The sequence below is a fragment of the Kitasatospora sp. NPDC024654 genome, from assembly GCF_055559155.1.
This window is the reverse complement of record NZ_JBVHLF010000019.1, coordinates 6,905-19,137: the sequence shown is the minus strand read 5'-3', so window position 1 is coordinate 19,137 and position 12,233 is coordinate 6,905. Positions and strand designations below refer to the sequence as shown.

General features: G+C 74.0%; 12 protein-coding genes. 7 read left to right on the top strand and 5 right to left on the bottom strand.

The window, feature by feature from the left end; translation table 11 throughout:
- The first annotated feature begins 530 nt into the window (after positions 1-530).
- Together ACZ38L_RS14220 and ACZ38L_RS14215 are read left to right on the top strand one after the other, a co-directional pair.
- Entirely contained in the window at positions 531-890 is a 360-nt protein-coding gene (locus tag ACZ38L_RS14220) for a hypothetical protein (protein WP_465692596.1), read from the top strand.
- A 485-nt stretch (positions 891-1,375) separates the two neighbouring features.
- On the top strand, positions 1,376-2,056 hold the full coding sequence (locus tag ACZ38L_RS14215) for a PadR family transcriptional regulator (RefSeq protein WP_465692594.1): 681 nt from the start codon (positions 1,376-1,378) through the stop codon (positions 2,054-2,056).
- A 39-nt stretch (positions 2,057-2,095) separates the two neighbouring features.
- Here the strand turns inward: ACZ38L_RS14215 and ACZ38L_RS14210 are convergent, their stop codons facing one another.
- Positions 2,096-2,305 carry a hypothetical protein gene (locus ACZ38L_RS14210; RefSeq protein WP_465692593.1) on the bottom strand — a complete coding sequence of 70 codons (210 nt, stop codon included), beginning with the start codon at positions 2,303-2,305 and terminating at the stop codon, positions 2,096-2,098.
- Positions 2,306-2,781: 476 nt separating this feature from the next.
- Here ACZ38L_RS14210 and ACZ38L_RS14205 point away from each other — a divergent pair, with 476 nt between their 5' ends.
- Positions 2,782-3,492, top strand: coding sequence for a bifunctional DNA primase/polymerase (locus ACZ38L_RS14205; RefSeq protein ID WP_465692591.1), 711 nt, complete (start codon positions 2,782-2,784; stop codon positions 3,490-3,492).
- Between the two features lie 18 nt (positions 3,493-3,510).
- On the opposite strand, the gene map is transcribed toward ACZ38L_RS14205, so the two are convergent.
- A complete protein-coding gene (gene map / locus ACZ38L_RS14200) occupies positions 3,511-4,359 on the bottom strand; it encodes a type I methionyl aminopeptidase (protein ID WP_465692589.1) in 849 nt (282 codons plus the stop codon).
- Positions 4,360-4,454: 95 nt separating this feature from the next.
- Here map and ACZ38L_RS14195 point away from each other — a divergent pair, with 95 nt between their 5' ends.
- Positions 4,455-4,688 (top strand): hypothetical protein, encoded by a 234-nt coding sequence (locus ACZ38L_RS14195; RefSeq protein WP_396561825.1) that lies wholly within the window; start codon positions 4,455-4,457, stop codon positions 4,686-4,688.
- 12 nt (positions 4,689-4,700) lie between these two features.
- On the opposite strand, the gene ACZ38L_RS14190 is transcribed toward ACZ38L_RS14195, so the two are convergent.
- Both ACZ38L_RS14190 and ACZ38L_RS14185 read right to left on the bottom strand, forming a co-directional pair.
- A complete protein-coding gene (locus tag ACZ38L_RS14190; protein WP_465692586.1) occupies positions 4,701-6,005 on the bottom strand; it encodes an MFS transporter in 1,305 nt (434 codons plus the stop codon).
- An 81-nt stretch (positions 6,006-6,086) separates the two neighbouring features.
- Positions 6,087-6,668, bottom strand: a complete 582-nt coding sequence (locus ACZ38L_RS14185; protein ID WP_465692584.1) for a hypothetical protein — start codon at positions 6,666-6,668, stop codon at positions 6,087-6,089.
- Positions 6,669-6,714: 46 nt separating this feature from the next.
- On the opposite strand from ACZ38L_RS14185, the gene npdG reads away from it, so the two are divergent.
- Together npdG and ACZ38L_RS14175 are read left to right on the top strand one after the other, a co-directional pair.
- Positions 6,715-7,404 (top strand): NADPH-dependent F420 reductase, encoded by a 690-nt coding sequence (gene npdG / locus ACZ38L_RS14180; RefSeq protein ID WP_465692582.1) that lies wholly within the window; start codon positions 6,715-6,717, stop codon positions 7,402-7,404.
- 145 nt (positions 7,405-7,549) lie between these two features.
- A complete protein-coding gene (locus ACZ38L_RS14175; protein ID WP_465692580.1) occupies positions 7,550-7,738 on the top strand; it encodes a hypothetical protein in 189 nt (62 codons plus the stop codon).
- Here the strand turns inward: ACZ38L_RS14175 and ACZ38L_RS14170 are convergent.
- On the bottom strand, positions 7,735-8,541 hold the full coding sequence (locus ACZ38L_RS14170) for a site-2 protease family protein (RefSeq protein ID WP_396561815.1): 807 nt from the start codon (positions 8,539-8,541) through the stop codon (positions 7,735-7,737). The two genes, ACZ38L_RS14175 and ACZ38L_RS14170, sit on opposite strands and share 4 nt — an antisense overlap.
- 243 nt (positions 8,542-8,784) lie before the next feature.
- Here ACZ38L_RS14170 and ACZ38L_RS14165 point away from each other — a divergent pair, with 243 nt between their 5' ends.
- Positions 8,785-12,117 carry a BTAD domain-containing putative transcriptional regulator gene (locus tag ACZ38L_RS14165; RefSeq protein WP_465692577.1) on the top strand — a complete coding sequence of 1,111 codons (3,333 nt, stop codon included), beginning with the start codon at positions 8,785-8,787 and terminating at the stop codon, positions 12,115-12,117.
- Positions 12,118-12,233 lie beyond the last annotated feature (116 nt).

The following is a 12,233-nucleotide window of genomic DNA, read 5'->3' as shown; positions in this document are numbered from 1 at the left end:
TCCCCCTCCCCCCCCCCCCCCCCCCCCCCACCCACACCCCCCCCCCCCCCCCCCCCCCCCCCCCCCCCCCTCCCGCCCCCCCCCCCCCCCCCCCCCCCCCCCCACCCCCGGGCTTTTCGGTCGTTGCCGACGGCCGCCCGACCAGGTCCCAGGTGCCCGCGGTCAGCCGGTCGAGGTCGTGTGCCCCCTGTCGGCGCGGGCCCGTCGTGTGCCGGCGAGCGTCGTCGTACGCGCCGGCCGGTTCCCGCCACGACCCACCCGACTCGTCGCACCGGCCACCTTCGAAGGCACGGTGTCCCCTGCCACTGAACCTTGACCGGTTGCCACCCAACCTTGACCAACGCCGGTTTGTAACAGTGGGCGGGCGGGCGCCATCCCGGGGCGCAGCAACGGCCCGGGGCCAGCCCATGACCCTACGGTGCCGGCCGGCCCGGGGCCGGCGGCCGTTCGGACCAACCCGCCGAGCCACCCGACACGGCCCGTGATCGCATCGCCTCATCCACCTTCATCACCGACCGCAGGGAGTCTCCATGCGCGTTCAGCCGATCCTCGGCGCGGTACTCGCGTCCGCCGCCCTAGCCATCACCGGGGCAGCCGGTGCCACCACGGCCCACGCAGCCCCCAACCATCACGCCACCGCCGACACCACCCACCACAGGCAGCAGCCCACCCCCGGACGCGAAATCATCATCGGGCAGCAACAGGAACAGTCCGTCACCTTCTGCCCTCCCAGCACCTGCTTCCCTACCGGGTCCTCCGTCCAGGTGGAGCAGCAACAGGAACAGTCGTCCGTCGTCTCCAACCCCTGGGGGCCCTGGGAGGTGGAGTCGGTACAGCATCAGGAACTGTCCGTCAGCGCCTGCGGCCTCATCTGCGCTTCCTCGCCCTGAGGCTGGTCCTCACCTGGGCGCTACCGGCCCCGCTCGATCGGCCCGTGACTGGCGGAAGCCACGCGAGACCGGGACAACAGGGCCTCCTTGAACGCTCATCGGCGTAGAAACCCGCCGAGCCGCCAAGAAGGCCCTGGTCTCACGCCCGGCGCCGATGGCGGGCAGGGCCACGGCCTGGACAGCGGGCCGGACGAGCAGCCAGCAGCGCGGCCAGGGCGCCGTAACCGCAGCAACGCCCCCAGGGGAGCCGGGACGGCGACGTCGAGCAGTGCTCAGTGCCGAGCCGTCGCCCTGATAAGGCCGCTGACCTGTGGCGATCAAACTTCGCTGTCACAAACCGGCGTTGGTCAAGATTGGGTGGCAACCAGTCAAGGTTCAGTGGCAGAGGACACACGGGACGCGATGGCTCGAGAGGCGTTGACGGGCGACAGTCACCGATATATCGTCGAGTTATCGAGACAGTACGACGAGAGGTGGTGCGCATCATGCGCGGCATGGATTCGGAGTTCGGCCGGCGTGGCCGTCGGCGTGGGGCGGGGCGCGGGCGTGGTCCCGGGTTCGAGGGGCTCCCGGGGATGCCCGGGGAGTTTCCGGAGGGGCGGCCGGCGTTCGGGCCGCCCGGTGGGCCGTTCGGCGGCCCGTTCGGGGGCGGGGCCTTCGGCGGCCCGTTCGGTGGGCCGTTCCATGGGCACGGCGGCCGTGGGCGTGGGCGGCACGGTGGTGGGCGGGCCCGGCGTGGCGACGTCCGGGCCTCGCTGCTGGCGCTGCTCAAGGAGCGGCCGATGCACGGCTACGAGATGATCACCGAGATCGGTGAGCGGACCGCGGGCGCCTGGCGGCCCAGCCCGGGTTCGGTCTACCCGACCCTCCAACTGCTGGAGGAGGAAGGCCTGATCCAGGCTCAGGAGGGTGGCGGCAAGCGGCTCTTCACGCTGACCGAGGCGGGCCGGGCCGAGGCCGAGGCGGGCTCGGCGGAGCCCTGGCTGGAGACCGGTCGGGGGGTGGACTGGGAGAAGGTGCAGGAGGCGCGCCAGGCGCTGTCGGCCGTGGAGCACGCGGTCCGGCAGGTCATGGGCACCGGTACCGAGGAGCAGCGGGCCAAGGGGCTGGCCGTCCTCACCGAGGCCCGCAAGAAGCTGTACCTGATCCTCGCCGAGGAGGGGTGACCCCTCGGCGGGGGACCACCGGGGGACGGGGGTGCCGGGCTACGGCTGGTAGGTGTACTGCCAGCGGGCCCGGCCCTTGGAGTCGAACGCCCTGGCCCGGGTGTAGACCAGCGTCCGGGCCGGCTCGTCGCCGTGCGCCGGGACCGGCACCTTGTACACCTTCGGCACGCCGTTGAAGGGGCTCAGCAGGATCGGCAGGATCTGCCCGTCCAGTGGCCCGCCGATGAACTCGGTCTCCGCACTCTTCACCCGACCAGCTTCGCACCCGGCCAGGCCTGCGCCAAAAGTCGGCCGCGAGGGTCGCCCGACCCCGGAGGTCGGTCCGCACCCGACCGATCCGCGCCCGCCACGCCACCAGCGTGCGACCGGCGCACAACCACGAGGTGACCGGCGCCGCGTACGCCGGCCGCTCGGCCGCAACCCCCGGGTCCGGAGGACCCTCGTGCTCCCTTATCCTGCTCTGTACGCCCCCCGGGCCTCACCCGGGTCAGCGGCCCGTACGGGTCGGGTGGCGCGCATCGCGCTGCGCCCGCCCGCCGAGCTTTCCGACTCTCGCACTCCGTGCCGCGGACCAAGGCGCCGGTCGCCCGGCGACATCCGGTGCCGGCCGCTCCGGCCGGTCCACCGGGCACCCCTCGGGAAGCAGCGGGTGACGCCGGGCGTTGCGTCCGGTAGTGCGTCGAACGCTGTGTCACACCAGGCACGGCAGGTGCGGAAGGGGCCCGATGGAAGCCAGCAGCAGGTGGACGACGTGGTGGCAGCGACGCGATCGGCAGCGCACCGGCCCGGCCGCCGCCGGTGCCGTTCCCTCCCCGGCCGCCCGGCTGGAGCTGCTGCTCGCCGCGGTGCGGGCCGGTTTCCCGTTGGCGCCCGCCGCGTATCCGGCCGGCTACCGCTGCTCCTGTGACCGGGTCGGCTGTCCCGCGCCGGGGCAGCACCCGGTCTCCTTCGCCTGGCAGTCGCAGGCCACCACCGACGGCGAGCAGCTCGCCCGCTGGCTCGCCCGCGACCCGCAGGCCAACTTCGTCACCGCCACCGGCCGGGCCCACGACGTGCTGGACGTCCCCGCCGAGGCCGGCCGGCTGGCCCTGGAGCGGCTGACCGAGCGCGGGGTCGGCGGCCCGGTGGCCGCGGTCGGCGAGGAGCGCTACCTCTTCTTCACCACCACCCGCGGCACCCCGGCCGACGAGGACGAGTGGTGGTCCAGCGAGCTGGACACCCATCCGGACAACGTCTCCGAGCACCCCGGGCTGCGCTGGCACTGCCGCGGCTCGTACACCCTGCTCCCGCCGGCCGCCCTGCCGGACGGCTCGCGGGTGCGCTGGATCTGCGGGCCCGACCAGCCGCTGCCCGACCCGCTGCGGGTACTGGACGTGCTGACCGACGCCTGCACCGAGGTCGGCGCGGTCGCCGAGGAGCAGTGGCTGATCGGGTGACCGTACGGATGGCCGCGGTCACGGCAGGGTGAGGATCTCCGCGCCGTCGGCCGTGACCAGCAGGGTGTGCTCGAACTGCGCCGTCCGCTTGCGGTCCTTGGTGACCACCGTCCAGCCGTCCGGCCAGATGTCGTAGTCGTAGCTGCCGAGGGTGAGCATCGGCTCGATGGTGAAGGTCATCCCGGGCTTGATCACCTCGGTGGCCCGGTCGCTGTCGTAGTGCGGGATGACCAGGCCGGAGTGGAACGAGGTGTTGATCCCGTGCCCGGTGAAGTCGCGCACCACGCCGTAGCCGAAGCGCTTGGCGTAGGACTCGATCACCCGGCCGATCACGTTGATCTGCCGGCCCGGCTTGACCGCCTTGATCGCCCGGTTGAGTGACTCCCGGGTGCGCTCGACCAGCAGCCGGGACTCCTCGTCCACCTCGCCGACCAGGTAGGTGGCGTTGAGGTCGCCGTGCACCCCGTGGATGTACGCGGTGGCGTCGATGTTGACGATGTCGCCGTCCTGGAGCACCGTCGAGTCGGGGATCCCGTGGCAGATCACCTCGTTGACGGAGGTGCAGATCGACTTGGGGAAGCCCCGGTAGCCGAGGTCGGACGGGTACGCGCCGTGGTCGCACATGTACTCGTGCGCCACCGCGTCCAGCGCGTCGGTGGTGACGCCGGGCGCGATCAGCTCGGCCGCCGCCGCCATCGCCCGGGCCGCGATCCGGCTGGCGATCCGCATCTTCTCGACGGTCTCGGCCGACTGCACCTCGGGCCCGGTGTAAGGGGTCGGTGCCGGCTTGCCGACATACTCCGGCCGGGCGATGTGCGCCGGAACCTTGCGCGTGGGGGACTGGGTGCCGGGAACGAGGAGAGCCATGGCGGGGAGTCTAGCGGCCCGGCCGGTCCGGGCCCCGGCTGTGTGTGCGAAGGCGGGGTCGGGAATGATCCCGACAAGTGAGAAGGAGACTGCTGATGCCCCTGGGATTCCACCGCAAGCCCACCGGTCAGCCGGGCGAGTGGTTCTACTGCGTCAAGCACAACAAGGTGGAGGAGGGCCCGGAGTGCCCGGCCAAGGACCGGCTCGGCCCGTACGAGTCGCCCGAGGCCGCCGCCCAGGCGCTGGAGATCGCCGCCGAGCGCAACCGCGAGTGGGCCAACGACCCACGCTGGCGCGACGACGACGGCCCCAAACCCGACGCGGGGTGACGTGACTCCCGTTCAGGCCGCCGCCGGCTCGCGCTCGCGCTGCGCCCGGACCGCCGCCACGTGCGGGTCCGTCCGGGCGTCGTAGGCCAGCAGCTTCGGCAGCCCCACGGCCAGCGCGAGCACCCCGCCGACGCAGGCCAGCCCGCCCAGCCAGATCGAGCCGCGCACCCCGGCCACCCCGGCCAGGCCGCCCGCCCGGACCTGGCCCAGCTGCGGGCCGACCGAGTAGCTGAGCAGCTCGACGCCGGCCAGCCGGCCGCGCAGCTCGTCCGGGATGGACTGGTTCCAGATGGTGGAACGGCCCATCCCGCTCACCATGTCCGCGCCGCCCGCGACCGCGAGGAAGAGGAGGACCAGCCAGACGTCGCCGACCAGCCCGGCCGCCGTCATCGCCAACCCCCAGCCGAGCGCCGCCGCGACCACCAGCCGGCCGTGCCGGCGCACCCCGCCGGCCCAGCCGCTGGTGGCCGAGACCACCAGCCCGCCGAGCGCGGGCGCGCCGTAGAGCAGGCCGAGCGCCCAGTGCGCGTGCAACTGGTCGGCCAGGAACGGGAAGAGCGCGACGGGGTAGGCGAAGAGCATCGCCACGATGTCCACCGCGTAGGTGCCCAGCAGCTCCGGGCGGCTCCAGGCGTAGCGCACGCCGGCCGCGATCGCCGCCACCGAGGGCTTGACCGCGCCACTGGCCGGCGGCACCGCCCGCATCCGGGCGAGCAGCAGCAGCGAGACGGCGAACGAGAGCACGTCCAGTCCGTAGGCGGTCTGCACCCCGGCGAACGCCACGATCACCCCGGCCAGCGCCGGCCCGAGCACCGAGGCCGTACTGCGGTAGAGGGAGAGCAGCGAGAAGGCCGCCGGGAGCTGGTCGTGCTCCACGATCCGCGGGGTCAGCGTGTCCAGGGCCGGTCGCTGCAGCCCGTCCACCGCCGCGACCAGCGCGGTGACCAGGTAGATGGGCCAGACCAGGGGGTGCGGCAGCAGTGCGTTGAGCAGCAGCAGGGCGGAGAGCAGGCCCAGGCCGGCCTCCGCGGCGAGCACCAGCCGGCGCCGGTCCAGCGCGTCGGCCAGCGCGCCGCCCCACAATCCGAAGACGATCAGCGGCAGCAGCTCGACCGCGCCGATCAGGCCGACCGCCAGGTAGGAGCCGGTGAGGTCCTTGAGCTGGAGCGGCACCGCGACGTAGGTCAGGAAGGTGCCGAAGCTGGAGACGCAGCCGGAGCCCCAGAGCAGCCGGAAGTCCCGCGAGGCGCGCCAGGGGGTGAGGTCGGGCCGCAGCCGGCGCAGCAGGGAGCGGGGATGGGGAGGTTCGTCGTTCATCGCGGGCCATCATCCGAGCCGCCGGGCGGGCCGGGCAACGGGTTTTCCGCCGGCTCCACCGTCTGCCCGCGCACCCGCGGTTCACCAGCGGCTGACCGGCTCCACGGTGAACTGCCGCAGCAGCCTGGCCAGCCGGGACTCCGCGCGGCGCGGTTCGGCGGCCGCCGAGCTGACCAGGTGCTGCACCAGGTCGAAGCCTGACTCGTCGACGGCCGGCACGGTCAGGCTCTCGTGCGCGAGCCCGACCAGTTCGCGGTCCCCGGTCTCCAGCGCCAGCACGGTGGCCCCGCCCCGGCGGGCGTCCGCGACCCGTTCCAGCAGCCCGTCGCCGGCCCGGTCCGGGGCCACCACCAGCACCGTCTCGCCGCGACCCGCGTCGGCCAGCCGCGGCAGCCCGTGCCGCAGGTGGGCCGGCGCGTCGACCGGCACCCGGTGCCGGATCAGGGCCGGCGCCAGCTCCGGCACGCCCGACCAGGCGGCCTCGTCGTCCAGGTGGGCGGCCAGGTGCCAGGGCTCGTGCGCGGCGGTGCCGACCAGCAGCAGGCCGCGGGCCGAGCGCCGGGTGACCGAGCCGCGCAGCGAGCCGGCGAAGGCGCGGGTGGTCCGGAGCAGTTCGGAGCCCGCCAGTGCCTCGCGCAGTGCGGAGACTTTCATCGCGTCCATCCCCGCAGGATGGAGCCGGGCCGCGGGCTTTGGCAGGATCTCGGGTATGACTTCCCTCGATTCAGCGAACCCGGCCGACCCGCGCCCCGACATCTCGGAGCTGGTGGTCGGTGTCCTCGGCGGCACCGGCGACCAGGGCCGCGGCCTGGCGTACCGGCTGGCCAAGGCCGGCCAGCAGATCATCATCGGCTCGCGCGACGCCGAGCGGGCCGAGACCGCCGCCGCCGAGATCGGCCTCGGCGTGCGCGGCGCGGACAACGCGACCGCCGCCCGGGAGAGCGACATCGTGATCGTCGCGGTGCCGTGGGCCGGGCACGGCGAGACCCTCGCCGCGATCCGGGCCGAGCTGGTCGGCAAGATCGTGGTGGACTGCGTCAACCCGCTCGGCTTCGACAAGCAGGGCGCCTACGCGCTGGTCCCCGAGGAGGGCAGCGCCGCCCAGCAGGCCGCCGCGCTGCTGCCGGAGAGCCGGGTCACCGCGGCCTTCCACCACCTCTCCGCGGTGCTGCTGCAGGACCCGGAGGTGGCACGGATCGACACCGACGTGATGGTGCTCGGCGACGACCGCGCCGCCACCGACCTGGTGCAGGCGCTCGCCGAGCGGATCCCCGGGATGCGCGGGATCTACGCCGGGCGGCTGCGCAACGCGCACCAGGTGGAGTCACTGGTCGCCAACCTGATCTCGGTCAACCGCCGGTACAAGGCGCACGCCGGGCTGCGGATCACGGACGTGTGACCCGGGACCACCGTGGGTGACCCACGGTGAGCTGCCGTGAAGATCTCGTGACAACGCGGACGGTCCGGGCACACCCTGCTGCGGGTGGGCGCGGACCGTCGGCGAGAATGGCTGCCGAACGCCCCCGACCCCTGGAGCCGGCAGCATGCCCCGCAACGCCCTGTACGCCTCGCTCGTCTTCGTCCTCGCGGTGGCCGCCGCGGTGGTCTCCTTCGTGCAGGGCAACTGGCTCGGCGTGGTCTGGGTGCTGATGGCCGGGGTGTCCAGCAACATCGCCTGGTTCTACCTGCGCAAGGAGCGGCTCTCCCGGGCGGCCGGTACCACCGAGGGCTAGTGCGACCAGAACCGGAACAGGTACTGCCCGAGGTCCGCGTAGCCGCCGGACACCCCGAACAGGCCCAGCACGTCGTAGACCAGGTTGAAGAACCACTGGTTGATCTGCGACTGCCAGATCAGCACGAAGACCGCCAGCATCCCGTACGGCGCGAACGGCGCGACCGCGCGCCGGGTCTTCAGCGAGAGCCAGGGCTCGATGATCCCGTAGCCGTCCAGCCCCGGCACCGGTAGCAGGTTCAGCAGCGTGGCGCTCACCTGGAGGAAGCCCAGGAAGGCCAGCGCCGCCGGGAAGACGCTCACCTGGTAGTCGCCGACGCTGGTGGTGCCCGGCAGGTTGTCCAGCCAGCCGGCGCCGACCGGGACCAGCAGCAGTACCGCGCAGGCGGCGTTCACCAGCGGTCCGGCGGCCGAGATCAGGCTGTGCTTGAGCCGGCCCTGGATCCGGTTGCGCTCGATGAAGACCGCACCGCCGGGCAGGCCGAAGCCGCCCAGCACCACGAAGATCACCGGGAGCACGAAGCTGGTCACCGCGTTGGCGTAGCGCAGCGGATTGAGCGTCAGGTAGCCCTTGGCGCCGACGGTGATGTCGCCGCCGTGCAGCGCGGTGCGGGCGTGCGCGTACTCGTGCAGGCAGAGCGAGATCATCCAGCCGGCCACCACGAAGAGGAAGACGCCGAAGCCGGCCGCGCCGTACCCCGTCCACACCGCCCACCCCGAGGCGGCCAGTATCCCGAGCAGGACCCAGAACACCGGACTGATCCGGCGCTCCTCGCTGCTGCGGCGGGTGTCGGCAAAGCTCATGGTGTTCGGGTCTCCGATGGCGGGTCGGTGGGCGGACCCGACCGATCATGCCCGGGCAGGCCGCCGCGGACAAGCGACGACGGATGAACGACGGGCGGCCGGCGGCCGTTCCGGCCGCGGTCCCGCCGGTGTTCCTCCCGCGCGGTGTTCCTCCCGCCCTCCCACCCGGCGTTCCTCCCGCCCTCCCACCCGGCGTTCCACCCGGCGCCCGCGCGGGTGGGCGCCCTCCAGCAGAATGGTCCAGTGCGTTACGGAATCCTCGGCACCACCACGGCCCACCACGACGACGGCACCCCGGTCCCGCTCGGCGGCGCCCGACTGCGCGCGCTGCTCGCCGCGCTGGTGCTCCGCGAGGGGCGGCCGGTGCCGGCCGAGGTGCTGATCGACGAGGTCTGGGACACCGAGCCGCCGCAGGACGCGGCCGCCGCGCTGCAGACCCTGGTCGGCCGGTTGCGCCGGACCATCGGCCGGGACGAGGTCGGCTCCGGCCCCGGCGGCTACTGGCTGACCGGGCCGCGGACCGACCTCGGCCGGTTCCAGGAGCTCGCCGCCCGGGGCGGCCGGGCGCTGGACGCCGGCGAGGCCGAACCGGCGTCCCGCGACCTGCGGGCGGCGCTGGCACTCTGGCGTGGGCCGGCGTTGGCCGACCTGCCGGACCGGGCGGGCAGCGCGGTGCGGCTGGAGGCCCAGCGGACGGAGGCGCAGCGCCGGCGGATCGCCGCCGACCTGGCGCTCGGCCGGGCCACCGAGGTCGCCGCCGAGCTGGCCGGCCTCTGTGCGGACCGGCCGTTGGACGAGCCGCTGCACGTGCTGTGGATCCGCGCGTTGCGGCAGACCGGGCGCACCGCCGAGGCGTTGAGCCGGTACGAGACCGTGCGGCGCGCGCTGGCCGAGCGACTGGGCGCCGATCCTGGTGCCGAACTGCGGCAACTGCACCGGGAGTTGCTCGAACCATCGGTGAAATCCGCTGAGCCCGAGGCGACTTCCGTTGCGTCGGCGCGCGGTTCGGTCGGCAATCTGCGGCCGCTGCTGACCAGCTTCGTCGGCCGCTCGCAGGACCTCCGGACGCTCTCCCAACTGCTGGGCGGCGAGCGGCTGGTGACGCTGACCGGGCCGGGCGGCTCGGGCAAGACCCGGCTCTCGGTGGAGGCCGGCCGCGCCCTGCAACAGGCCGGCGAGGACTTCCCGGACGGCGTCTGGCAGGCCGAACTCGCGCCGCTGGAGAGCCCGTCGGCCGTCCCCGGCGCGGTGCTCTCCGCGCTCGGGCTGCGCGGCACGGTGCTGCACCACTCCACGGTGGCCGAGGTGGTCGAGGGCCGCTCCGAGGACCCGGTGCGGCAGATCGTCGAACGCTGCGGCCGCGGCCGGATGCTGCTGATCCTGGACAACTGCGAGCACCTGGTCGACGCCGCCGCCACGCTCGCCGACCGACTGCTCGGCGAGTGCCCGGGGCTGACCGTGCTGGCGACCAGCCGCGAGCCGCTCGGCGTGCCCGGCGAGGCGGTACTGCCGGTCGAGCCGCTGCCCGACCCGACGGCGCTGCGGCTGCTCGCCGAGCGCGGTGCCGCCGCCCGGCCCGGCTTCGACCCCGCGGACGACCCGGCGGCCTGTGCGGAGATCTGCCGCCGGCTGGACGGTCTGCCGCTCGCCATCGAGCTGGCCGCCGCCCGGCTGCGCAGCATGACGCCGCGCCAGCTGGCGGACCGGCTGGACGGCCGGTTCGCGCTGCTCACCGGCGGCAGCCGGATCCTGCTGCCGCGCCAGCAGACGCTGCGCGCGGTGGTCGACTGGAGCTGGGAGCTACTGGACGAGCGCGAGCGCGCGGTGCTGCGCCGGCTGTCGGTCTTCGCCGGCGGCTGCACCCTGGAGGACGCCGTCCAGGTCTGCGCCGACCCGGCCGGCCCGGCCGCCGCGGAGGTCGCCGAGCCGCTCTTCTCGCTGGTCGACAAGTCGCTGCTGGTGGCCGTCCTCAACCCGGAGGGCCCGCCGCGCTACCGGATGCTGGAGACGATCCACGAGTACGCCGCCGAGCGGCTCGCCGAGGCGGGGGAGACCGAGCCGGTCCGCCGCCATCTGCACCACTTCCGCGAGCTGGCCCGGACCGCCTCGCGCGAGCTGCACGGCCCGCGGCAGCTGGAGCTGATCGCGCTGCTGGAGCGCGAGCAGGACAACATCCGGGCCGCGCTGCGCCGCGCGGTGGACGCCGGGGACGAGCAGGAGGCACTGGTCCTGGTGCTCGGGATGAGCTGGTTCTGGTCGCTGCGCGACTACCACACCGAGTCGCGCCAGTGGTACGGGGAGGTGGCCGCGCTCGGCCCGAACGCCTTCGACGAGCACGCCCCCCGGCCCGCCCCGCTGCTGGTGGACCCGCTGGACGCGCCGCCGCCGATGGCCCGCGAACTGCTGGAGGAGGCCCGTCGGCAGCTCCAGCTCCAGGTGCTGATCTCGCTGTTCACCGGCAACATGGCGATGCTGGGCGACCCCGAGGTGGGCCGCGTCGCGCACCGGGTGCTGGCGATGTACACCCCGGACCTGCCGCAGAGCTACCGGTTCCCGATAGTGCAGCGGGTGTTCGCGGCCTTCCTGGCCGGTGAGATGGACCGGATGCGGCCGCTGCTGGACGAGACGGTGGAGGGCTGCCGCCGGCACGGCCGGCCGCACGACCTCGCCTTCGTGCTGCAGATCCGGGCCCGGCTGCTGAACGACTGGGCCGGCGGTCTGGAGCAGGCGATCCGGGACACCGAGGAGGCGCTGGAGCTGTTCACCCGCGCCGGGGACCGCTGGGGGATGTCCGAGTCGCTCTCCGCCCGGGGCGAGAACGCGGCCCGCAGCGGCGACTCGGCGCGCGCCGTCGAGTACTACGGCCTGGCGATCGAGCTGGCCAGGGAGATCGGCGCGCGGCAGGAGGTGTCGATGCTCCAGGTCCGGCTGGGTGAGGCGATGTTCGACAGCGATCGGGAGGCCGGCGAGCGGCTGATCCGTGAGGCCATGGAGGTGGCGAGCGCGGGCAGTCAGGTCGGCGACGGTGCGCTGCTCTACGGCCGGATGGTGCTCTGCTCGCTGCACGCGCGGCGTGGCGAGTACGCCGAGGCGCTCGGCGAGTTGGACCGGCTGGAGCTCGGCCACGGGGCGTTCGGTCCGGTGATGCCGCAGATCTTCCAGGGGATCGTGGGCTGTTGCCGGGCCTGGGTGGTGGCCCGGACGGGCGAGCCGGGGCGCGGGCTCGAGCTGCTGCGCGAGGGGCGCCGGCTGGTGCGGTCGGTGGAGAGCGGGGCCAACGTGTTCGCCGAGCACATGACCATGATGCTGATGCTGCCGGCGGTCGGGGTGCTGGTCGAGCGGGCGGTGCGGGACGGCAGCCGCCCGGCCGCCGTGCGGGGCGCCGAACTGCTCGGCGCATACCTGGGGTTGCACGGCGCCCAGGGGTCGGTCGTCGAGCGCGAGGAGCGCGAGCACTGCGAACGGGGCCTGGCCGACCTGCTCGGCGAGGAGGCGTACCGGACCGCGTTCGCCGCCGGCGGCGCCCTGACGCTCTCCGAGGCCTGCGTCCTGCTGGACGATCTCGACGGGCTCTGAACGGGCTGTCCCGGGGGGGGGGGGGGGGGGCCCCGGGCAAAAAGTGTTCGGTTCCGTGTGCTTTTTGTGGGTGGACCCCCCCACCAATGCCGAGGACCAGGCGTGCTCCCACCCCC